The sequence below is a fragment of the Celeribacter sp. HF31 genome, from assembly GCF_011806455.1.
Lineage (GTDB): Bacteria > Pseudomonadota > Alphaproteobacteria > Rhodobacterales > Rhodobacteraceae > Celeribacter.
The window spans coordinates 530,863-552,492 of the sequence record NZ_JAATOT010000002.1 but is presented as its reverse complement, the minus strand read 5'-3'; the positions used below and the strand labels follow the sequence as shown (position 1 = coordinate 552,492).

Here is a 21,630-nt window from a genome sequence, read left to right as displayed (position 1 = left end):
GAAGAGCTGATGAACACGGTCTTCCCGCACCCGACGATGTCGGAAATGATGCATGAATCCGTGCTCGCCGCCTATGGCCGGGCGCTGCATATTTGAGGGCGGAGCCTCTCACCGAGATCGGTCGTGCCTATGGTTCGACCGATTTCGCGCTTCTTGAGGCAGCGTTCGGGGCGACGGATATTCCGCTGTTCCTCCATGGGGCGCAGACCCATATGATCCGCCCGGAGATGGCGTTGGCTTTGGGTGGTATGCCGATTGCCGTGCCAACCAGCCGGCGGAAAGAGGCGGCGGCGCTCTTGGCGGAGGTCGCGCCTGAACACGGATTTCGCATCCGCTGGCCTTTGGCCGTTCCGCTTGTCGTGATGTCTTTGTTGATCGGCACAGTGCCGATTCATCTCAACGCAACTTTCCCGCGGTATCGTGCCGTTATGGCGGCGCGCATTTAAGGCGATCTATCAACATCTGTGATGGGTGATATTATATGCGCGCCTCTTGTGCATAAATGTAGGTCATGTAATCTGACGCTTATGACTGATTGGGATTCTCTTCGTTACATTCTCGCCGTGGCGCGCGAGGGCGGGCTTTCGGGCGCGGCGCGTGTGCTGGGCGTGAACCATGCGACCGTGTCGCGGCAGTTGGCCAAGGCCGAAGATGCCGCTGGTGTTCGTTTCTTCACGCGGCTTGCGTCCGGCCTTCAGCCGACCGAAGCCGGTCAGGTCGCCATTTCCCATGCCGAGGAAGTCGAGGCGCGGATGGTCGCGCTCGATATGGCCTTGGCCGCGCGGGACGAGACCGAAGAAGGCGAGCTGAAAGTGACCATTCCGCCCTTGATGGCGGAAGATAATTTTGCCGAAGACATCAAGGAATTCAAAGCGCTGCATCCGGGGATTGATGTGCATCTTCTGGGCGCGACGGAGGTGTTGAACCTGCACCGGCGCGAGGCGGATGTGGCCATACGGGTCACCCAGGCGCCGGAGGAGAGCCTTTGGGGCCGGATGGTCACGCCGCAGCGGGCAGGGTGGTTTGCCTCTCCGGAATTCGTCGAGCGCTATAAGGATGTGTTTGAGCGCCGCGATATGGACACCGCGCTCCCCTACATCGGGTTTTCCGCCTGGTTCGCCTCGACGCCTGCAGGGCTGTTTTCTGAACTGCCGCCGGTGCGCGTGGCGATCAAGACGGACGATATGGTGTCGGCCATGTCTCTGGCGCGTCAAGGCATGGGGATGGTGCGGACTTCGCATCTTTTGGGGTCGAGCGATCCGAAACTGGTGCGGGTGCCTGGGGTTCCGCTGTCGGATCATACTCCGATCTGGGTGCTGACCCATCCCGATCTGCGCCATGTGCCGCGGGTGACGGAATTCATGCGGTTCATCGCCAACCGGATCACGGCGCGGCGCGCGCTTTACATGGGGCTGGACGAAAGCTCAGCCAATGCGGCGACGCGGTCGGACGGGGCAAAACTCGAAGGCATCGCCAGCGAGATTGCGGAATAAAAAAGCGGCCTTTCAGGGCCGCTTTTGTTTTAATATCTGAGGCTTGAACGACGTCTCAGACGTTGTGCAACTCGCCGCCGCCCGACACCCAATTGTGCAGCCCGCCAAGGTTCTGCACATCTTCATGGCCCAGAGATTTCAAAAGCCGCACACCGCCCGAAGACCGTGCGCCTGAGGCGCAATAGAGCACCTTCGTCGTCTTGGTGTCCTTCATTTCCGGCAGGCAAGTGGGCGAGGCCGGATCGCATTTCGCCTTCAGCTCCTGCAACGGAATATGCAGCGCGCCTTTCGCGGTGCCGGACATATGCAGCTCCACCCCGTCACGCACGTCGATGAGCACCAATGTGCCCTTCGCCATCCCGGCTTTCACATCCTCCACGGAGATTTTCGGAGCGCCGCCGCCAAACAATCCAAACATTGGTTCACCTTTGCAGTCATTGTTCTTGTTTGCCCCTTTGTAGCGTGGCGACAGGAGGCGCGTCTGTGACCAAATCACCCAAATGGGGCAGGCGGGCTGTCCTAAATGTGGGATCGGTGAAAAAAGGGGCGATCTGTCCGCTAGTTCTTGTTATGTTCTCAGTTTCCTGTTGGAACGGCGCAAGCTCTCCACTAGATATGAGGGCAGAAACCGAGTGGGGTGCCCGATGGCCGAGTTGAAATCGATCGAAGTGCGCGGTGCGCGCGAACACAATCTCAAAGGCGTGGATGTGGACATCCCGCGCGACGAGTTGGTGGTGATCACCGGGCTGTCTGGCTCGGGCAAATCCTCGCTGGCCTTCGACACTATTTATGCGGAGGGGCAGCGACGCTATGTCGAAAGTCTCTCGGCCTATGCGCGGCAGTTTCTCGATATGATGGGCAAGCCGGATGTGGATCATATTTCGGGTCTCAGCCCGGCGATTTCCATCGAGCAAAAGACCACGTCGAAGAACCCGCGCTCGACCGTCGGCACGGTGACCGAGATTTACGACTACCTGCGCCTTTTGTTCGCCCGCGCGGGCACGCCCTACAGCCCCGCGACGGGCGAGCCGATCGAAGCGCAGCAGGTGCAGGACATGGTCGATATCACCATGCGGATGGAGGAGGGCACACGGGGATACCTCCTGGCGCCCATCGTGCGCGACCGGAAAGGCGAATATCGCAAGGAATTTCTGGAGCTTAGGAAGCAGGGCTTTCAGCGTGTGAAGGTGGACGGGGAGTTTTACGACCTCGACGAGCCGCCCACATTGGACAAGAAATTCCGCCACAATATCGACGTGGTGGTGGACCGGATCGTGGTGCGGGAGGGCTTGGAGACGCGTCTGGCGGACAGCCTGCGCACCGCTTTGGATCTGGCCGACGGGATCGCCATTCTGGAAACCGCACCGAAAGAGGGCGAGCCGGAGCGCATCACGTTTTCGGAAAATTTCGCCTGTCCGGTCTCGGGCTTCACCATCCCGGAAATCGAGCCGCGGCTGTTTTCCTTCAACGCGCCCTTCGGGGCCTGTCCGCATTGTGACGGGCTTGGTGTCGAGCTGTTCTTTGATGAACGCCTCGTGGTGCCCGATGCGGCGTTGAAAGTGGCCGACGGGGCGATTGCGCCTTGGCGCAAAGGCAAGACGCCCTATTTCCTGCAAACCATTGAGGCGCTTGCGAAACATTACGGATTCAAACCCTCGACGCCGTGGAAAAACCTGCCCGCCAAGGTGCAGAAGATGTTCCTCTACGGCTCCGGCGAGGAGGAGATCAAATTCCGCTATGACGACGGCGGCCGGGTCTATGAGATCGAGCGCAGTTTTGAGGGTGTCATCCCCAATATGGAGCGGCGCTATCGCGAGACCGACAGCAATTGGGTGCGCGAAGAATTCGAGCGTTACCAGAACAACCGGCCCTGTGGCCATTGCGGCGGCTATCGCCTGCGCGAGGAGGCACTGGCCGTCAAGATCGACCAGCATCACGTCGGGCAGGTGGTGGAGAAATCCATCAAGGAGGCGTTTCAGTGGATCGACGGGGTGATGGAGACGCTCAGCCCACAGAAACAGGAAATCGCGCGGGCCATCGTCAAGGAAATCCGTGAGCGCTTGGGCTTTTTGAACAACGTCGGTCTCGAATACCTGACCATGTCGCGCAACGCGGGCACGCTGTCGGGCGGCGAGAGCCAGCGGATTCGTCTGGCCTCCCAGATCGGCTCGGGCCTTCAGGGCGTTTTGTACGTCTTGGACGAGCCCTCAATTGGCTTGCACCAGCGCGACAACGATCGGTTGATCGGCACGCTCAAGAACCTGCGCGATCAGGGCAACACGGTGATCGTGGTCGAACATGACGAGGACATGATCCGCGAGGCGGATTACGTTTTTGACATGGGGCCGGGGGCCGGTGTGCATGGCGGCGCTGTCGTGGCGAAGGGTACACCGAGCGAGATCGAAAGCGACGCTGCCTCGCTCACCGGGCAGTACCTGTCGGGCACGCGCGAGATCGCCGTGCCGACCACGCGCCGCAAGGGCAATGGCAAGAAACTCACCGTCGTGAAAGCCACCGGCAACAACCTCAAGGAGGTCACCGCCGACTTCCCGCTGGGCAAATTCGTCTGCGTTTCCGGCGTGTCGGGCGGGGGCAAATCGACGCTCACTCTCGAGACGCTCTACAAGACCGCCGCGACCCGGTTGAACGGCGCGCGGGAGACGCCTGCGCCCTGTGAAACCATCAAAGGGTTTGAGCATCTCGACAAGGTGATCGACATCGACCAGCGCCCCATCGGCCGCACCCCGCGGTCGAACCCGGCGACCTACACCGGGGCCTTCACCCCGATCCGCGACTGGTTCGCCGGACTGCCGGAATCGAAAGCGCGCGGGTATAAGCCGGGGCGGTTCTCTTTTAACGTCAAAGGCGGGCGCTGCGAGGCCTGTCAGGGCGATGGGGTGATCAAGATCGAGATGCACTTCCTTCCCGATGTTTACGTCGAATGCGAGACCTGCAAGGGCAAGCGCTACAATCGCGAAACACTGGAAATTCAGTTTAAAGGCAAAAGCATAGCCGACGTTCTTGATATGACGGTCGAGGATGCTCAGGAGTTCTTTAAGGCGGTGCCCTCAATCCGCGAAAAGATGGATGCGCTGATGCGCGTGGGCCTTGGCTACATCAAGGTCGGGCAACAGGCGACGACGCTTTCGGGAGGTGAGGCGCAGCGGGTGAAGCTGTCGAAGGAACTTGCGAAACGCTCCACGGGACGGACGCTTTATATCCTCGACGAGCCGACCACGGGGCTGCATTTCGAGGATGTGAAGAAGCTTTTGGACGTGCTGCACGAGTTGGTCGATCAGGGCAATTCGATGATCGTGATCGAACACAATCTCGACGTGATCAAAACCGCCGACCACATCATCGACATCGGTCCCGAGGGCGGGGACGGAGGCGGTCAGATCGTGGCCACCGGCACGCCCGAAGAGGTGGCGGAGGTCGCGGCGTCCCACACCGGGCGCTACCTCAAGCCGATGCTTGAGAAAGCGGCCATCCGGAGGGCGGCAGAATGACCGCCCCGACGACAGGGACGCCAAAACTCGCGGTGCTCGCGGTCTGCGAGCGCGACGGAAAATTCCTCATGGTCCAACGCGGCAAAGCGCCCGCGCTTGGCACCTGGGGCTTTCCCGGCGGGCATGTGGAATTCGGCGAGGCTCTGACAGAGGCGGCCGTGCGGGAACTTTGTGAAGAGACCGGCGTGGTGGCCGAGGCGGGTGAGGTCATTGACCACGTCGAGCTGATCGAACCCGAAGACGCCTCCGGCGCCTATCACTTCCTGCTCATGGCGGTGCGCTGTGCCTATGTGTCGGGCGAACCGGTGGCCGCCGACGATGCGGCGGATGTGGATTGGATGAGCCTGGACGATCTTTTGATCACCACGCGGGAGCTATCTCCGGATGTGACCCGTGTGGCCCAAAATGCGCTCAAGGCGCGGGCCGTCGCCACGCTTTGACGGCAAACGCCAAAAGCAAAACCGTGCCAAGACCGGCCAGCCCTGCAACACCCCATTCCGAGCCCCAGTTTTTCACCACGATAGCGACCAAAGCCCAAGCCGTCCCCAGCGGGTAAAGCGGCGCGTCGGGGCGCAGGCGTGTGCCCGCATAGGCCACCGCGAGCGCGCCGATGAGGCAAATATAAGCCCAGCCGACCGCGCCAAAGACAATGCCATAGCCCGCGCCGACATAGCCTAGTGAGGCAAAGGACGCCGCCGTCAACCAGCCTGCAAAGAGCGCATTCGGCGCGCGGGCGAGCCACGGGTCAAGCACGGGCGCCCGGCTCATGGCTTTGAGCGCAAAGGCCAGCATGGCAAAGATCATCACGGTGGCGAGGATCGGGCTGGCGACGGCGACGCTCAGCCAAGGCGTGCCTATGAGGAGCGCGATGATCAAGGGGCCGCGCATCGGCGCCCAGTCGGGGGCGTCATGGCGTTTCAGACCCACGGCGGCGGAGACAATGAGCCACAGGTAAATCACCCCCCAGATCGAAAACGCATAGCCCGCAGGCCCCACGGGCGCATTGTCTTGCGGGATCGGGAAATCTGCGGGGTCGTAGCCGCGAAAATCGGGTGCCAGAAGAGGGCCTGCGATGGCAAAGGCCAGGGCGGCGGCGAGGTGGAGAAGGGCGATCAGGCGTGTGTTGGTCATAGGATTGATCTAGAACGAAAAACGGCGCCGTAAAGGGCGCCGTTTTAGATGAGTATTTAAGACAACAAAGGAAACTTAGACGAGTTGGCCTTCGGCTGTCAGTGTCAGCTTGCCGCGCAGGTAGGGCGACAGCGCCTCGGGCAGGGTGACGGAGCCGTCGGCGTTCTGGCCGTTTTCCAGCACAGCGATGAGGCAGCGCCCGACGGCAAGCCCCGAGCCGTTCAGCGTGTGAACAAACTCCGGTTTGCCGCCGTCTTTGGGTTTGAACCGGGCGTTCATGCGGCGCGCCTGGAAATCGCCACAGGTCGAGACCGAGGAGATTTCGCGGTATTTGTCCTGACCGGGCAGCCAGACCTCGATGTCGTGGGTGCGCACCGCGCCAAAGCCGATGTCGCCGGAGCAGAGTTTCACGGTGCGGTAGGGCAGGCCGAGGGCCTCAAGAATATTCTGCGCCTGAGTGGTCATGCGGATATGTTCCGCCTCAGACTCATCGGGGCGGGTGATGGAGACCATCTCGACCTTTTCGAACTGGTGCTGACGCAGCATGCCGGAGGTGTCGCGGCCTGCGGACCCGGCCTCCGAGCGGAAACATTGCGTGTCGGCGACATAGCGGCGCGGCAGGTAATCTTCGTCCACGGTCACGTTGTTCACGATATTGGTCAGCGTCACCTCGGCGGTCGGGATCAGCCACCAGCCATCGGTGGTTTTATAGCTGTCCTCGCCGAATTTCGGCAATTGCCCTGTGCCGTAAAGCATCTCTTCACGCACCAAGACGGGGGTCATGGTTTCGGTCAGGCCATGGTTGTCGACATGGGTGTCGATCATGAACTGTGCCAGCGCGCGGTGAATGCGGGCCACGGCGCCGGAGAGCAGGACAAAGCGCGCGCCGGAGAGTTTCGCCGCCGTTTCAAAGTCCATCCCGGCTTTGACGCCGTCGATCTCGTAATGCTCTTTCGGCGCGAAATCGAAGCTGGCGGGCGTGCCCCAGCGGTGAATTTCGACGTTGTCGTCTTCGTCGGTGCCATCCGGCACGTCGGCGGCCATGATGTTGGGCAGGCCCATGAGGATGTCGCGCAGGCGCTCGTCCTCGGCCTTGGCTTCGTCATTCAAACGCGCGATCTCGGCCTTTTTCTCGGCCACAAGCGCGCGGAGGCGTTCGAACTCGGCCTCGTCGCCTTTCGCCTTGGCGGCACCGACCTCTTTGGAGGCTTTGTTCTGTTCGGCTTTGGCCTCTTCGGCGGCGGCGATTTTGGCCCGGCGGTCGGCGTCGAGCGCGAGGACTTCGGAAGACACCCCAGACAACCCTCTGCGCGCCATGGCGGCGTCGAAAGCTTCGGGGTTTTCGCGAATGGCCTTGATGTCATGCATCGGTTGGGTCCTCGGGGGTTGGTTGGGTTTGCGAAGGCTTATGCCTTAGGGCGCGGGGGGGATCAACGGGGAGTTAGTACCAATACGGCCAGCCGATTAGTCCGCGTTTTTTTGCGAAGGCTTCGCGGATTTCATAGTTGGCGAAATCACTTGAGGTGTAAGTTGACCACTCAACGAATTGAGTTAGTCCTTTTGCTTCCAATTCTGTCCAGATTTCTTTGATCCGCGCCCCATCTTCGAGCTGCGATAGTAATTGATACTCTCCGATTAAAAGCTGAGAGTTTTCCCAGTCAGTTTTGAGTTTTCCTTCACCAAAAATTGTATCTTTTGAACCCAGCATATTTTCAATTTTTCCTACGCGAATATATCGAAGACCGGTTAGGTTGGCTCCTAAGATTGATGAGCCGTATGTATTTCCATAGGTGAAATTTAGAAATTGCATACCACCGTCAACTGTCACTGAAACATTTTCAAATTGGCACCCGATCAGTTCGCTTCGTCTAAAATCTGAAAAGTTTAACAAGGAATAGTTGAAATTCGCTCCGCTTAGCTTGGAGTCCTGAAAAATTGCGCCCTCAAATTTAGAATTAAAGAAAATTGCACCCGTAAAATCCAAGCCAGTGAAATCTGCTCCTGAAAGATCAACGTTTCTCAAGTCCAACCTGAATTGTTTTTGGCTTTCGGCACTTTTTTGAATGTCTGATCTACGACCTATGACACGTATTGCTGTTTGTATGTCGGCTCGGGCTTTCTTAAATGGAAAGCCGGATGGTTCCATGTTCTTTGCGGGTGCATTTTCTCGAACATAGGCACAGAGAATTTCCATGATTTGGAGATGATCTCGAAGGCTATCTTGGGCAATTCTTTCGAGAGAAAAGATTGCCCCAATACGCGCTTCAAGATTTGGAACTGTCCTCTCCTGAACGCTCCAGTCCCCAGATGTGCGTCCAATCTCATCTGAGAAACGCTCAAGTATGTCACCTTCGTTGAGAAAATACTCTTGTGTTTCATGCGGACGTTCAACGGTGATCTTGCGGTTCCGAAACTTGACAACCTTTTCTGAGGAAAGGCCTTCGATAGCTTTGTTAAGGCGATCTGTGATGAGGCCTTGCTCCGCAATATCCGTCTGCTTCTGTCTCACAATCGCTTGCCATGCTACAAACGGCGCACCGAAAGCGGCGGCAAGCAAGAGGCCGATATTTCGTGCCGCAGCGGACGGGTCTCCGCTTTCATCGCCGTTCATGACGTAGAGCATGAGTGCTTTAATCAGTCCGGCAAGGCCCGCAATGCCAATAACAAGTGCCACCAAGAGCACCGCAAAGCCCAAGAAACCACCAAGCCCACGTGCTTTCCCCCAATTCGGAGTATCTGTGTAACCGAGCCATTCCCAAAAACTGTTCTTTTCTGACATCTCGCAATTCCATTCGTCAAATCTATCCCTATATCCCCCACAACCCCGCGTTCCGCCAAGCCCACACCGCCAAGCCCAAAGGATCCACCATGCCAGCCAAAGCCATTCACTCCTGTATCCGTGTCCTCGATGAGGCGCGGTCTGTTGCGTTTTATGAGGCGGCGTTTGGGCTGACCATCGCGGAGAAACTCGACTTCCCGGACTTCGCGCTGATCTACATGTCGAACCCGCTTTCCGAGTTCGAGTTGGAGTTGACCGTCAACAAAGGCACCTCAGAGCCTTACGATCTCGGCAATGGCTACGGGCATTTTGCGGTGTCGGTCGAGGACTTGGAAGCCGAGCACGCGCGGATGGACAAGGCCGGGCTCACTCCCGGCAAGATCGTCGATTTCGCGCCTGCGGGCACCCGTGTGGCGAAGTTCTTTTTCATCACCGACCCGGACGGCTACAAGATCGAAGTGATCCAGCGCGGCGGGCGGTTTTTGTAATCCGCTAACAGGGTCGTGAAACCCTGCGCCCCTTGCTGGACAAGGGGAAAACCCCGCTATAGGGTGCGCGGCGACTTACATGGGCGAAAAGCCCTCCCAAAGAGACATAAAGGACCAACAGATGTTCGTGACCCCCGCTTATGCGCAGGCCGCAGGTGGCGCCGCCGCCAACCCGATCATGCAATTCGCGCCGCTGATCCTGATCTTCGCGATCATGTATTTCCTCATGATCCGTCCGCAGCAAAAGAAGATGAAGCAGCACAAGGCGATGATCGAAGCCGTGCGTCGCGGTGACGAGGTCGTGACCGCTGGCGGCATCATGGGCAAGGTCGTCAAAGTGCGCGAAGACGGTTTCGTCGAGGTCGAGATCGCCGATGGCGTCAAGGTCAAGGTCCAGAAGGCGACGCTCGCCAATGTGGTGTCGAAAACCGAACCGGCCGCTGGCGCCTAAGCCCCGGTTTTAAAACACTTCCAAGGCCCGCGCATCAGCGGGCCTTTCCCATTCAAAGACGTCTCAGGACCTTCCCATGTTGCAAATGCCACTCTGGAAACGGATCGTGATTTGGGGCCTTGTGGCCCTTGGCCTTCTGGCTGCGCTCCCCAACGCCTTCTACCCGCGGGTCGAAAGCCACAACGATGCGATCGTCGCCATCGAGAAAGCCGGAGAGACGCCCGAACGCGCCGCAGCCCGAGACGCCTGGCCGTCTTTCCTGCCCTCAAATCTGGTGAACCTGGGCCTCGATTTGCGCGGTGGGGCGCATCTTTTGGGCGAGGTCGAGGTCGAAGAGGTCTATGCCGCGCGGATGGATGCCTATTGGCCGGAGGTGCGTGACGCGCTGCGTGACGAACGCGATGTGGTCGGCACGATCCGCCGTCTCGACGCCCCCGCTGGCCAACTTCGCGTGCGGATTTCCGAATCCTCCGGTATGGAAACGGCGCTTGCCACCGTCCGCGCTCTGGGCACGCCGGTGGTCTCGCTGACCGCCGCAGGGGAACGCGACATCGCTGTGTCCGCCACGGGCGACATTCTCACGGTGCAGCTCTCGGAGGCCGAAAAAGCCGCCACCGATGACCGCACCATGCAACAAACTCTTGAAATCATTCGTCGCCGGGTCGACGAGGTCGGCACCCGCGAACCGACGATCCAGCGCCAGGGCGAGGATCGGGTTCTCATCCAGGTGCCGGGCATCGGCTCCGCCGCCGAGTTGAAATCGCTGATCGGCACCACCGCCAAGCTGACCTTTAACCCGGTCGTGGGCCGCACCACGAACCCGGACGAAGCCCCCGGCGCACGCAACTTCATCGCGCCTTCGATCAACGAGCCGGGCGTCTATTATATCCTCGAACAAACCGCCGTGGTCTCGGGCGATGAGCTGACTGACAGCCAACCGGCCTTTGACCAGAACGGGCGGCCTTCGGTGACCTTCCGGTTCAACCCGACCGGCGCGCGCAAATTCGGCGATTATACCGCCGCCAATGTCGGTGCGTTGTTTGCCATCGTCTTGGACAACGAAGTGATCTCCGCGCCGCGCATTCAGGACGCGATCCGGGGCGGCTCCGGCCAGATCACCGGCTCTTTTACGGTTGAGGAATCGACCGAATTGTCGGTGCTTCTGCGTGCAGGGGCACTGCCAGCCAAGATCAATTTCCTGGAAGAACGGACCATCGGGCCTGAGTTGGGCGCCGACAGTATCGAAGCGGGCCGGATCGCCACTATGGTGGCCTTTGCCGCCGTGCTGATCTTCATGGGGCTGGCCTACGGTCTCTTCGGCATGTTCGCCAATATCGCGCTCGTGATCAACGTCGGGCTTCTGTTCGGGCTGTTGTCCTCCATCGGGGCGACGCTGACCTTGCCGGGGATCGCCGGGATCGTGCTCACGGTCGGGATGGCGGTCGATGCCAACGTGCTGATTTTCGAGCGCATCCGCGAAGAGTTGAAGAACTCGAAATCGACGGGCCGCGCCATCGAGCTTGGCTATGAAAAGGCGCTGTCGGCCATCATCGACGCCAACATCACCACCTTCATCACCGCTGCGATCCTCTTTGTCATGGGCTCGGGTCCAGTCAAAGGCTTTGCCGTGACGCTTGTCTTCGGGCTTGTGACCTCTGTCTTCACCGCGATTTTCGTGACCCGCGCCATGGTTGTCGCCTGGTACGGTCGCAAGAACCGCAAGGGCTGGACGCTCAAGGGCGTGCATCTTGTGCCGGCTGAAACGGCGGTGGATTTCTTCAAACGCGCCAAAGTGACCTTCGGATTCTCCGCCGTTCTGGTGGCCATGGCCGTGGCGGCGTTTCTGTCCATCGGTCTTAATTTCGGCATTGATTTCAAAGGCGGCACAACCATTCGGACGCAATCCGAAAGCGCCGTCGATGTGGCTGACTACCGTTCGGCCATGGCCGATTTGGGGCTTGGCGATATTTCGATCACCGAGGTCTTCGATCCGAATTTCGATGAAAACCAACACGTCGCCATGGTCCGTATTCAGGCCCAGGACGATGTCGAAGCGATCACGCCGGAGACCATCCAAAAGGTCGAAGAGGCGCTTCAGACCGTCGATCCCTCGATCACTTTCCCTTCCGTCGAATCCGTCGGACCGAAGGTCTCAGGCGAGCTGATCTGGACCGCCGTCGAGGCCGTGGCCGCCGCCATCGCCGCCGTGTTGTTCTACATCTGGCTGCGGTTCGAATGGCAATTCGCGGTGGGCGCCGTGGTGGCGCTGGTGCATGACGTGGCGATCACCATCGGGGTGTTTGCGCTCTTCGGCATCCAATTCGACCTGACGATCATCGCGGCTTTGCTGACCATTGTCGGCTATTCGCTCAACGACACCGTGGTCGTGTTCGACCGGGTGCGTGAGAACCTGCGCCGCTACAAGAAAATGGACCTCGCTGGCGTGTTGAACATGTCGATCAACGAGACCCTGTCGCGGACGGTGATGACCTCCGGCACCACGTTGATCGCCTTGATCGCATTGTTGGTGCTGGGCGGCGATGTGATCCGGGGCTTTGTCTTCGCGATGACCCTGGGCGTTGTGGTCGGCACCTGGTCGTCGGTCTTTGTCGCCTCCAACATCCTGTTGTGGCTGGGCGTCAAGCGGGATTGGGACAAGAAAGAGCCCGCCAAAGGCATCCAGGCCGACGGCAGCGCGGTTTGACGCGCGCGGGCATTTGAGTATTTTGACTGCAATGAAGGGGCTCGCGCGTGTCGCGGGCCTTTTCGCCAAAGGAGGGTGCCATGCAATTCAATGAAATGCCGTTCGAGGATGCCGTGCCGGTCGATGGTTATGGCCCGAACATGTTTCGCATTGACGGCAAGGTTTATCAGGGCGCGATGCTGGTCTGTGGCAACGCGGTGGTGCCTTGGGGCGGCTATGCCGACACGGCCTCTCTGATTGAGCTGCGCGGGCGGATCGATTTCATCGTGATCGGCACGGGGCCGGAGATGACGCATCTGCCGCAAAGTTTCCGCGAGGCGCTGGACGCGGCCGAGATCGGCTTGGAGCCGATGGCGACTCCCACCGCGGCGCGCACCTATAATGTGCTGGCCTCGGAAGGTCGGCGTGTTGCGGTGGCACTGCTGACCGTTTGATCCGTATCAGATGAAAATCTTAGAATCGCTGTAAACAGGGCCGCATGAGTTTGATTTCCGTAAAAGATCTGACCGTCTCACGAGGCGGGATGCCGGTGCTCGAAGGGCTGAGCTTTGCCGTCTCTGCGGGCGAGGTGTTGGTGCTGCGTGGGCCGAATGGCTCGGGCAAGACCACCCTCTTGCGCACGCTGGCCGGGTTGCAGCCGCCTTACGCGGGTGAGGTCATCTCTGAGCCTGAGAGCGTCGCCTATGCCGCCCATGCGGATGGGTTAAAAGCGACCTTGAGTGTGGCGGAGAACCTTGGCTTTTGGGCCGGGGTCTACGGCGGTCATGACATTGAGCCTGCGATCCTGCATTTCAATCTCGATGCTCTGCGCGACCGTCCGGCGGGCAATCTTTCAGCGGGGCAAAAGCGGCGCTTGGGCTTGGCGCGGCTCATGGTGACCGGGCGCCCGATCTGGGTGTTGGACGAGCCGACGGTGTCTTTGGACGCGGCCTCTGTGGCGCTCTTTGCCTCTGCGGTCAAAGCCCATGTCGCGGCAGGCGGCGCGGCGGTGATCGCGACCCATATCGATTTGGGTTTTGAGGAAACCGTCTTCGATGTGACGCCGTTCAAAGCCCGCATGGATGTGGTCCGCGACGATTTTGACGAGGCCTTCCTATGATCCGGCTGTTGTGGCGCGACATCACTCTGGCGTTCCGCTCGGGCGGCGGTTTCGGGCTGGGCCTCGGGTTTTTCCTGATCCTTGTGACGCTGGTGCCCTTTGGCGTGGGCCCCAATGGCGAGATGCTGAGCGCAATTGCGCCGGGCATCCTTTGGGTCGGCGCTTTGCTGGCCTGTCTCTTGTCTTTGGATCGGATTTTCGCGCTGGATTTCGAGGACGGCTCGCTCGATCTTTTGGCCACGGCGCCGATCCCTCTGGAGGGTGTCGTCGCGATGAAGGCCCTAGCGCATTGGATCACCACCGGCCTGCCTCTGGTGATCGCGGCGCCTGCGCTTGGGTTCCTTTTGCATCTCGACAGCGCGGCCTATCGCTGGCTGATCGTGACGCTGCTGATCGGCACGCCTGCGCTGTCCTTCATCGGCTCTTTCGGGGCGGCGCTGACAGTGGGGTTGAAACGTGGTGGGTTGCTGATGAGCCTTCTGGTCCTGCCGCTTTATATCCCGACGCTGATATTCGGCGCGGAAGTCGTGCGGCGTGGGGCAGGCGGCTTTCTGGTCGCCACACCTTTGGCGATGCAAGCGGGGATCACTTTGGGCGCCATCGCCTTACTGCCCTTTGCCGCAGCGGCGGCCATCCGGGTCGCTTTAAGGTGAGTTGAGATCAATCGGGCTTGCGCATAGTCTGGCACAAAATTTTGGCGTGGGTATTGGGGAGAGAGCGAGAATGGCCATCAACTGGAATGCCTTCTGGGAATGGGCAAATCCGCGCAAATTCATGCGCTGGACCGACCGGGCCTTGCCCGTGATCTCGGTGCTGGCGGCTGTGATTTTCGTAGGTGGGCTCGTTTGGGGCTTTTTCTTCACCCCCGATGACTATCGCCAAGGCGCGACGGTCAAGATTTTTTACATCCACGTGCCCTCCGCGATGATGGCGATCAACATCTGGGCGATGATGCTGGTGGCCTCTCTCGTCTGGATCGTGCGGCGGCACCATGTCTCGGCCCTGGCCGCGAAATCCGCTGCCGCGATTGGCATGACGATGACGCTGATTGCGCTCATTACCGGCGCCGTCTGGGGCAAGCCGATGTGGGGGACCTATTGGGAATGGGACCCGCGGCTGACCTCGTTCCTGATCCTTTTGCTGTTCTACATTGGCTATATGGCGCTTTGGGAGGCGATTGATAACCCGGATACGGCGGCCGATCTGACCTCTGTGCTCTGCCTTGTCGGTTCGGTCTTTGCGCTCCTCTCGCGCTATGCGGTTCTCTTTTGGAATCAAGGGCTTCACCAAGGGGCCTCCCTGTCTCTCGATGCCGAGGAAAACGTCGCCGACGTCTATTGGTATCCCGCTTTGGTGGCGATTGCGGGGTTCATTTTGCTGTTTGTCTCGCTGGTGCTCCTGCGCACCCGGACGGAAATTCGCGCGCGCCGGTTGCACGCGCTTGAGATGCGCGAAAGGGTGAAAGATGCCTGATCTCGGGAAATACGCGGGCGATGTCTTGATGGCCTATGGGGCGACGCTTTTGCTTTTGGCCGGGTTGATTGCGGGGTCTCTGATCCGTTCGTCCAAGGTGAAACGTCTTTTGAAAGCGGCTGAGGAGCGCAAACATCATGGCTAAATTCAATCCGATGATTGCTCTGCCGCCTTTGGTGTTTGCCGGGCTCGCCGGGCTTTTCATCTTCGGCATGGGACGCGAGGATGCGCAGCAATTGCCAAGCTCTCAGATCGGGCGCGAGGCGCCGTCGATTGCCTCTGTGACGCCTTTGGACGATCTTGCGCCGCTCTCAGACGACATGCTGCGCAATGGCGGCGTGAAGCTTGTCAACTACTGGGCCTCGTGGTGTGCACCCTGTCGTGCCGAGCATCCGCAGTTGGAGACCTTGGCTGAAGAAGGCATCACCATCTATGGCATCAACTATAAAGACGAAGCCAGCAACGCATTGAAATTCCTGGACGAACTTGGAAATCCCTATGGGGCCGTTGCGCAGGATGAGCCGGGGCGGACCGCTTTGGAATGGGGTGTCTACGGCGTGCCGGAGACCTATATCCTCGATGCCGAAGGCCATATCGCCTACCGGTTTGCGGGCCCGATCACGGTCGAGATCATGGAAAAATACATCAAACCTGAGATCGCGAAAGCGGGACAGTGAGGGTGCAAGCTTGCCGCTGCGTACTGACCCGTTTCCCGCAGGGGCATGATGTCTTTTCAACGCGGCATTCAGGTTAATCAGATTAAGGTTAATGCGCTGGATTGCTACACTGGGAGGAGCGGTCGGGCTTTTTTGTTGTTCGCAATGTGAACTTTGTGCTCTTTTTATAAGAAGAGCATAGAAAAACCCGCCGAAATCTCGGCGGGTTTTGCGTTTTTGTCGCTATGGCGCCTCAGCTCAACGCTTGATCCAGATCACCGATCAGGTCGTTGGCATCCTCGATCCCGATCGACAGGCGCAGGATGTTCGGACCTGCGCCGGCCTTGACCTGTTCTTCCGGCGTCAACTGGCTGTGTGTCGTTGAGGCCGGATGGATGACCAGAGAGCGGGTGTCGCCAAGGTTTGCCACATGCGAAAACAGTTTGAGCTTGGCGACGGTGTCGACACAGGCGTCATAGCCGCCCTTGAGCGCGACAGTGAACAGCGCACCTGCGCCGCGCGGACAGATACGGGTCATGCGATCATAATAGCTGGACGAGGGCAGACCGCCGTAGGTCACGGCCTCGATCCGATCATCGCCTTCGAGCCAATTCGCGATCTCGCGCGCGTTTTGAACATGTTTTTGCATGCGCAGAGACAGGGTTTCGATCCCCATCAATGTGTAATGCGCCGCCTGCGGATTCAGCGTCATGCCGAGATCGCGCAGACCCACGGCGATGCCGTGGAAGGTAAAGGCAAGAGGGCCGAAAGTTTCATGGAAATCAAGGCCATGATAGGCGGGTTCGGGTTCGGAAAGCGACGGGAATTTGCCAGAAGCGGACCAATCAAAGGTGCCGCTGTCGACGATGCAGCCGCCGGTGACGGTGCCATTGCCGGTCAGATATTTCGTCGTGGAATGCACGACCAAGGTGGCACCATGGTTGATCGGGTTACACAGATACGGCGTCGCCGAGGTGTTGTCGATGATCAGAGGAATGCCCGCCTTGTTGGCAATCTCACCAAGCGCGTCGAGGTCCATGATCGCGCCCGTCGGGTTGGCAAGACTTTCGCAGAAGATCGCCTGGGTGTTCTCGTCAATCGCGGCGCGGACGGCGTCGAAATTGTCGAAATCCACGAATTTTGCCGACCAGCCAAAACGTTTGAAGGTCTGGGTGAATTGCGTCAGCGTGCCGCCGTAAAGGCGGGTCGAGGCGACAATGTTCTTGCCCGGCGCCATGAGCGGGAAGAGCGCCATGATCTGGGCGGCATGACCGGAGGAACAACAGACCGCGCCAGCGCCGCCTTCGAGGGCTGCCATGCGATTTTGCAAAGCGGCCACGGTCGGGTTCGTCAGGCGCGAATAGATGTAGCCGACCTCTTCGAGGTTAAACAACCGCGCGGCGTGCGCGGCGTCTTTGAAGACATAGGCCGTGGTCTGGTAAATCGGCACCTGACGCGCGCCGGTCGCCGGGTCGGGTTCCGTGCCCGCATGCACCTGGATCGTGTCAAAGCCTTGTTTTTTCTCGGACATTTTGTCCTCCCAAATCGCAAAATCCCTGCGACATTACGCGCAGGGGGAGGGGCTTTCAACCGGGTCTCTGCGCAACAAGATCATGAGCGTGATTCAACCGCGCAGGGTGTTCGCTAGGATTCCGCAATTTTGCGATCATCCCACAAGGATCATGACGGCGAAAAAGGGCACAAGAAGCGCAAGCTCCGTCAGAGGAAGCGGGCTTTGCGGCAGAGGGATATGGGACAGGATCTGTTTCATGGCCATAGGGCTAAAGCGCAATGGTTAACCAAAACTCACTATGAGATAGCGTCGGCGGGAAACAATATGTTTCTCTTTTGTTCTTGTTGTCTGTGCGCCGTCCAAAGCGCAGGTTATGCACAACAATGAGGTGCCTGAGATGACAACGATTTACCACAATCCCCGCTGTTCCAAATCGCGCGAGACGCTGAAACTGATCGAGGCGGAGGGCATCACGCCCGAGGTCGTGCTCTACCTCGAAACGCCAGTGTCACGCGAGAAACTGACGGAATTTGTGGCGCGTTCCGGCCTGCCTGCGAGCGCGTTTCTGCGGGCGAAAGAGGAGGAGGCCAAGGCGCTCGGGGTGACGGCGAAATCCGACCCGGAGGCGATTTTGGATGCCATTGCGGCGCATCCGCGTTTGATGGAACGACCGGTGGTCGAAAGCGAGAAAGGCGTTGCGCTTGGGCGACCACCCGAAACGGTCAGGTCTGTGCTGTAAGACCTTCCTCCGCCATGATCCGCCGCCCGTCTTCGCAGGCGGGGGCGATTTGGTAGCGGGTGCGCAGCTCAGACATATAGTCGCGCAGCATCGGCACGCGGTGCGGACGGAAGAATTCGTCGCCTAGGGTGAGCGACTGGATCGAGCCGACAAGAAACTGCCGAAACGCCCCCCGCAAACGGCAATGGGCGAGCAGCATCAGCTCGTCGTCGAGATAGACGATGGCCAGTGGCCAGACCGTGCGGGTGCTGTCTCGACCCTCGCGATCGCGATACCCGAGCACAAGCGCGCGTTCGTCCCAACAGGCCTGACGAATGAGGGAGAGATCGGCTTTATACTGTTTTTGCGGCTGATACCGATGCACCAACCCCACAGAATGTTCGATATGTGCACGTTTTGTCTCCGGCAGACTGGCGGTGATCTTGCTCAGCGCATCGCCTGCGGCCTGTGACAAGGCCGCGTCTCCACGCAGGCGCACCTCAGACAGGCCCAGGACCAGCGCCTCGATTTCCAACTGTGTCAGGCTCTGCGGCGGCAGGGCGTAATCCTCGGTCAGGGTATAGCCAAACCCGGCCTCTCCCTCAATCCGCGCACCCGCAATGCGCAGCGCTTCGATGTCACGATAGAGCGTGCGTTGCGACACGCCCAGCTCCTTGGCCAAGAGCGTCGCCGTCACCGGCGGGCGCAGGCTGCGCATGAGGTGCATGAGGCGAAACAGGCGATCCGATTTGGCCATGGGGCCTCCTTTTCGATCCGAAATTGATCTGAAGGTGCCAAAGCCCTGCTGACGGTTTCTGACAGCAGGAGCCTGCCATGCTCCGCCTCAATTGCAAAGTCCTGAGAGGAAAAATCATGCTCACCCTTTACCACGCCCCCAAATCGCGCAGCTCGCGGATCGTCACGCTGTTGATGGCGCTCGACGCGATGTCGGAGGTGGATATCCGTCTCACCGATATTCCGCGCCAGGACGGCTCTGGCGCGCGCGATCCGAACAACCCGCATCCCGAGGGCAAGGTGCCGCTTTTGGTCACCGAAGACGGCGAGATGATCCGTGAAAGCAATGCGATCATGCTCTATCTGACCGACCGTTTCCCATCCGATCTGGCGCCAGCTGTCGGCGCGCGGGGGCGAGGGGCCTATCTGAGCTGGCTGTTCTGGTACGGTAATGTGTTGGAACCCGCCTATGTGCATCAGATCGCGGGGCTATCGCATCCGGCGCTGACGGCGACCTTCCGGGGCATGTCGGAGGCGGTGGCCTATCTGGTGTCTGGTCTTCAGAAGCGTGAGTTCCTCATGGGTGAGCGCTTCAGCGCCGCCGATCTTTTGATTGCCTCGCCGTTTTTGTGGTTCCCGGAGGCCACGCCGGACGTCCCGGTGATCCGCGACTGGGTGGCGCGTTGCGGGGCAGAGCCTGTCATCGCGCAATCCGAGGCCTATGATGCCATGGCGGCGCAAGATATGCGGCTTGCGCGCGCTTGATGGACTTTTTGCCTGTCCTGTGTCTCTCTGGCGGCCTTCTGGCCAGAGAGACATGAGATGCAGTTCGATTTCACCACGCTTCCCGCCCGCGACCGCTATCGTTTGTTGACGAATTTCGTCGGGCCGCGTCCCATCGCGCTTGTGACGACGGTGAACCCGGACGGCAGTTCGAACGCCGCGCCGATGAGCTTTTTCAACGTGATGTCGTCGGAGCCGCCGCTTTTGGTTCTGGGCATCGCCTCCAAACCGGAGCAGGAAAAAGACACCGCCGCCAACATCCGCCGCACCGGCGAGTTCGCCATTCATATGGTCGACAAGGCGCTGTCGGACACCATGTTGATCGCCGGTCTTGCGGTGCCTTCAGGCGTGGATGAATTGGCTTTGGCGGGGGTGGAGACGGAGGCCTGCACGATGATTTCCGCACCGCGCATCACCGGCGCGTCATGTGTGTTTGAGTGCAGGACCGAGCGGTTGCTCGACTGGCCGAACCGGGTGCTGGTGATTGGCGAGGTGGTGCAGATGCATGTGCGGCGCGACTGTCTCGATGCCGAAGGGCGCTATGTGAACCCGGCGGTGTATCAACCCATCGCGCGGCTGCATGGCGACAATTACGTGGGCTCCGAGGATCAATTCGTGCTCACCGCACCGCCTCTGGATGAGATTTACGAGGGCTAACACTGGCCTCAAGGATGCGCTGATCTGGTCCCTTCCGGTGTCGGGAAATCCGGTGCAGCATGTCGTCATGGAGCCGATTCTACAGACAAAACTGAGCTTTGCCCCCTGGGCCGATCCCCGCACCGCGCGGCTGCCGGGGGTGATCCCCTTTGAGCTGGACGACTGGCTTGAGGTGGACACGGCTTACGCGGCGCAGATGGCCCTGCGCGATCATCTGATTGCCACGACGCCCAAGGAGGTCATCGCGCTGGATGACTCTGCGCGGCCTGCGGCTCTGGAATTGCTCGACATGATTTTGGGGCTGTTGCCGGGACTTGGGTTTGCCGTCACGCAGAGCGACGTCACGCGCCCCGATGGCGTTACGGTGCCGATGGATCGCGACCGGCCGATGCACACGATGGGGCGGTTGTTGCAATGCGACATCTGCCTGATGCAGCCCGACCCAAGCGGCGAGACGGAAGAGAGCGTTCTGACGGGCGGCGTGCTCTGTTTTCCCTCCGGCTGGCGGCTGCCGGAGAAATTCATGAAACCGATGCTGCGCATTCACAAACCGATTGAGGTCTACACCGCCGATCTCGCTGCGCGGGTGCAGCGGATGATGAACGGCGTGCAGGTGGGTCGGGGGCTGATGCGGGGGACGGCGTCGCGATCCGATGCGCATCTTTGCGATCCGCGCTCCGAGGGGGACTACCGCCACGGCACAACGGAGTCGCGCTATATCCGGGTCGAACGGCAAAGCCTTGTGCGGCTGCCGGAGACCCGCGCGGTGGTGTTTACGATCCACACGCAGGTCGTGCTGCCCGAGGCGCTCACCCCGGAGCAGGCCGCCGCTCTTGAAGACCGTCCGATCCGTCTGGCGGATTAACGATCCCTCACATCTGGTGACCTTCATGCGCCGCAGGACCGTGCGCGTGATCCATGGACCCGTGAACCGTCATGCGCGGGTCCATCATGCCCTCTTTGACGCCAAAGCGAATGAGCAACAGGTTGACCAGATAGGCCATCGGACAGGTGATGAGCGAGATGTATCAGGCCGAACAGGCGCCCGGGTTTTGCCCCTACCGGCGCGACGTTCGCTATGTTGCGAATGCCATCGAAGCCCCGATCCACCCCCTGCTGTCCCGGCTGTCCTTTATCCCCGACGTTCAGCACTGGGGCATGCCTTTCCGCCGCGGCGCGTTCGCCATCTCGCGTGAAGATTTCGCGGTGATCGCGCGGGCGATGGGCCTGTGTTTAAACGCCTGATCTCAATCCCTTGGTGATCTTTGCGCGGGGGCATTTATACTACGCCTGATAGATCAAGGTTTCAGCGGGTTTTCAGAATGGATTTGAATGTGGCAGCGCGGGGGGCGCTTGAGAGCTATCTGGCAATGCGCGCGCCCGGATACGCGATCTTGGTTGATGCGCCTTGGGGCAGCGGGAAAACGCATTTCATTTCGAA

25 protein-coding genes and 1 pseudogene are annotated in these 21,630 nt (G+C 59.9%); 19 read left to right on the top strand and 7 right to left on the bottom strand.

The annotated features are described in order from the left end of the window. The first annotated feature begins 92 nt into the window (after positions 1 to 92). Positions 93 to 446: a hypothetical protein gene (locus tag HCZ23_RS06140; RefSeq protein ID WP_167600810.1), complete on the top strand. Its 354-nt coding sequence runs from the start codon at positions 93 to 95 to the stop codon at positions 444 to 446. A gap of 81 nt (positions 447 to 527) precedes the next feature. Continuing rightward, the gene (locus HCZ23_RS06135) at positions 528 to 1,493 is read left to right on the top strand and encodes a LysR family transcriptional regulator (RefSeq protein WP_167600809.1); all 966 of its coding nucleotides are present in this window, start codon (positions 528 to 530) and stop codon (positions 1,491 to 1,493) included. Positions 1,494 to 1,548: 55 nt separating this feature from the next. On the opposite strand, the gene HCZ23_RS06130 is transcribed toward HCZ23_RS06135, so the two are convergent. Further along, positions 1,549 to 1,911, bottom strand: a complete 363-nt coding sequence (locus tag HCZ23_RS06130) for a rhodanese-like domain-containing protein (protein ID WP_167600808.1) — start codon at positions 1,909 to 1,911, stop codon at positions 1,549 to 1,551. Between the two features lie 226 nt (positions 1,912 to 2,137). Here HCZ23_RS06130 and uvrA point away from each other — a divergent pair, with 226 nt between their 5' ends. Further along, positions 2,138 to 5,002 carry an excinuclease ABC subunit UvrA gene (uvrA, locus tag HCZ23_RS06125; RefSeq protein WP_167600806.1) on the top strand — a complete coding sequence of 955 codons (2,865 nt, stop codon included), beginning with the start codon at positions 2,138 to 2,140 and terminating at the stop codon, positions 5,000 to 5,002. Continuing rightward, positions 4,999 to 5,442, top strand: a complete 444-nt coding sequence (locus HCZ23_RS06120; RefSeq protein ID WP_167600805.1) for an NUDIX hydrolase — start codon at positions 4,999 to 5,001, stop codon at positions 5,440 to 5,442. The genes uvrA and HCZ23_RS06120 overlap by 4 nt, the downstream gene beginning before the upstream one ends. Here the strand turns inward: HCZ23_RS06120 and HCZ23_RS06115 are convergent. The 3 genes from HCZ23_RS06115 to HCZ23_RS06105 form a co-directional block, all read right to left on the bottom strand. After that, the gene (locus HCZ23_RS06115; RefSeq protein ID WP_167600803.1) at positions 5,414 to 6,133 is read right to left on the bottom strand and encodes a hypothetical protein; all 720 of its coding nucleotides are present in this window, start codon (positions 6,131 to 6,133) and stop codon (positions 5,414 to 5,416) included. The genes HCZ23_RS06120 and HCZ23_RS06115 overlap by 29 nt on opposite strands. A 75-nt stretch (positions 6,134 to 6,208) precedes the next feature. Next, positions 6,209 to 7,501, bottom strand: coding sequence for a serine--tRNA ligase (serS, locus tag HCZ23_RS06110; RefSeq protein ID WP_167600802.1), 1,293 nt, complete (start codon positions 7,499 to 7,501; stop codon positions 6,209 to 6,211). 73 nt (positions 7,502 to 7,574) lie between these two features. Further along, a complete protein-coding gene (locus HCZ23_RS06105) occupies positions 7,575 to 8,912 on the bottom strand; it encodes a pentapeptide repeat-containing protein (RefSeq protein ID WP_167600800.1) in 1,338 nt (445 codons plus the stop codon). Positions 8,913 to 9,001: 89 nt separating this feature from the next. On the opposite strand from HCZ23_RS06105, the gene HCZ23_RS06100 reads away from it, so the two are divergent. The 9 genes from HCZ23_RS06100 to HCZ23_RS06060 all read left to right on the top strand — a co-directional run bounded on the left by HCZ23_RS06100 (position 9,002) and on the right by HCZ23_RS06060 (position 15,804). After that, positions 9,002 to 9,400: a VOC family protein gene (locus tag HCZ23_RS06100; protein ID WP_167600798.1), complete on the top strand. Its 399-nt coding sequence runs from the start codon at positions 9,002 to 9,004 to the stop codon at positions 9,398 to 9,400. A 121-nt stretch (positions 9,401 to 9,521) separates the two neighbouring features. Next, positions 9,522 to 9,851 (top strand): preprotein translocase subunit YajC, encoded by a 330-nt coding sequence (yajC, locus tag HCZ23_RS06095; RefSeq protein ID WP_167600797.1) that lies wholly within the window; start codon positions 9,522 to 9,524, stop codon positions 9,849 to 9,851. A gap of 76 nt (positions 9,852 to 9,927) precedes the next feature. Continuing rightward, the gene (secD, locus tag HCZ23_RS06090) at positions 9,928 to 12,555 is read left to right on the top strand and encodes a protein translocase subunit SecD (protein ID WP_167600796.1); all 2,628 of its coding nucleotides are present in this window, start codon (positions 9,928 to 9,930) and stop codon (positions 12,553 to 12,555) included. A gap of 80 nt (positions 12,556 to 12,635) precedes the next feature. Continuing rightward, positions 12,636 to 12,989, top strand: coding sequence for an Mth938-like domain-containing protein (locus HCZ23_RS06085; protein WP_167600795.1), 354 nt, complete (start codon positions 12,636 to 12,638; stop codon positions 12,987 to 12,989). 44 nt (positions 12,990 to 13,033) lie between these two features. Beyond that, positions 13,034 to 13,654, top strand: a complete 621-nt coding sequence (ccmA, locus tag HCZ23_RS06080) for a heme ABC exporter ATP-binding protein CcmA (RefSeq protein ID WP_167600793.1) — start codon at positions 13,034 to 13,036, stop codon at positions 13,652 to 13,654. Beyond that, complete coding sequence (gene ccmB / locus HCZ23_RS06075; protein WP_167600792.1) at positions 13,651 to 14,307, top strand: heme exporter protein CcmB; 657 nt, start codon at positions 13,651 to 13,653, stop codon at positions 14,305 to 14,307. Before ccmA ends, ccmB begins: the two co-directional genes overlap by 4 nt. 70 nt (positions 14,308 to 14,377) lie before the next feature. Next, positions 14,378 to 15,127, top strand: a complete 750-nt coding sequence (locus HCZ23_RS06070; protein ID WP_167600791.1) for a heme ABC transporter permease — start codon at positions 14,378 to 14,380, stop codon at positions 15,125 to 15,127. Further along, positions 15,120 to 15,272 carry a heme exporter protein CcmD gene (ccmD, locus tag HCZ23_RS06065; RefSeq protein ID WP_167600789.1) on the top strand — a complete coding sequence of 51 codons (153 nt, stop codon included), beginning with the start codon at positions 15,120 to 15,122 and terminating at the stop codon, positions 15,270 to 15,272. Before HCZ23_RS06070 ends, ccmD begins: the two co-directional genes overlap by 8 nt. Further along, entirely contained in the window at positions 15,265 to 15,804 is a 540-nt protein-coding gene (locus tag HCZ23_RS06060; RefSeq protein ID WP_167600788.1) for a DsbE family thiol:disulfide interchange protein, read from the top strand. Before ccmD ends, HCZ23_RS06060 begins: the two co-directional genes overlap by 8 nt. 232 nt (positions 15,805 to 16,036) lie before the next feature. Here HCZ23_RS06060 and HCZ23_RS06055 read toward each other — a convergent pair whose 3' ends face one another. Continuing rightward, positions 16,037 to 17,314 (bottom strand): O-acetylhomoserine aminocarboxypropyltransferase/cysteine synthase family protein, encoded by a 1,278-nt coding sequence (locus tag HCZ23_RS06055; RefSeq protein ID WP_167600787.1) that lies wholly within the window; start codon positions 17,312 to 17,314, stop codon positions 16,037 to 16,039. Positions 17,315 to 17,693: 379 nt separating this feature from the next. Between HCZ23_RS06055 and arsC the strand changes: the two genes are divergently transcribed. After that, positions 17,694 to 18,035, top strand: a complete 342-nt coding sequence (arsC, locus tag HCZ23_RS06050) for an arsenate reductase (glutaredoxin) (RefSeq protein ID WP_167600785.1) — start codon at positions 17,694 to 17,696, stop codon at positions 18,033 to 18,035. Here the strand turns inward: arsC and HCZ23_RS06045 are convergent. Continuing rightward, the gene (locus HCZ23_RS06045; RefSeq protein WP_167600784.1) at positions 18,019 to 18,771 is read right to left on the bottom strand and encodes a YafY family protein; all 753 of its coding nucleotides are present in this window, start codon (positions 18,769 to 18,771) and stop codon (positions 18,019 to 18,021) included. The two genes, arsC and HCZ23_RS06045, sit on opposite strands and share 17 nt — an antisense overlap. A 116-nt stretch (positions 18,772 to 18,887) precedes the next feature. On the opposite strand from HCZ23_RS06045, the gene HCZ23_RS06040 reads away from it, so the two are divergent. The 3 genes from HCZ23_RS06040 to HCZ23_RS06030 are packed head-to-tail and all read left to right on the top strand — an operon-like array spanning position 18,888 to position 21,054. Then, positions 18,888 to 19,514 carry a glutathione S-transferase family protein gene (locus HCZ23_RS06040; protein ID WP_167600783.1) on the top strand — a complete coding sequence of 209 codons (627 nt, stop codon included), beginning with the start codon at positions 18,888 to 18,890 and terminating at the stop codon, positions 19,512 to 19,514. Positions 19,515 to 19,571: 57 nt separating this feature from the next. Then, a complete protein-coding gene (locus HCZ23_RS06035) occupies positions 19,572 to 20,189 on the top strand; it encodes a flavin reductase family protein (protein ID WP_167600782.1) in 618 nt (205 codons plus the stop codon). Beyond that, complete coding sequence (locus HCZ23_RS06030; protein WP_254869946.1) at positions 20,170 to 21,054, top strand: DUF3445 domain-containing protein; 885 nt, start codon at positions 20,170 to 20,172, stop codon at positions 21,052 to 21,054. Before HCZ23_RS06035 ends, HCZ23_RS06030 begins: the two co-directional genes overlap by 20 nt. 7 nt (positions 21,055 to 21,061) lie before the next feature. On the opposite strand, the gene HCZ23_RS18210 is transcribed toward HCZ23_RS06030, so the two are convergent. Beyond that, positions 21,062 to 21,193 carry a hypothetical protein gene (locus HCZ23_RS18210; protein ID WP_303048527.1) on the bottom strand — a complete coding sequence of 44 codons (132 nt, stop codon included), beginning with the start codon at positions 21,191 to 21,193 and terminating at the stop codon, positions 21,062 to 21,064. Positions 21,194 to 21,203: 10 nt separating this feature from the next. Here HCZ23_RS18210 and HCZ23_RS06020 point away from each other — a divergent pair, with 10 nt between their 5' ends. Beyond that, complete coding sequence (locus HCZ23_RS06020) at positions 21,204 to 21,434, top strand: hypothetical protein (protein ID WP_167600781.1); 231 nt, start codon at positions 21,204 to 21,206, stop codon at positions 21,432 to 21,434. 77 nt (positions 21,435 to 21,511) lie between these two features. Next, positions 21,512 to 21,625 (top strand): annotated as a pseudogene (locus HCZ23_RS18295) (P-loop NTPase fold protein); the annotation flags it as partial. Between the last annotated feature and the right edge of the window lie 5 nt (positions 21,626 to 21,630).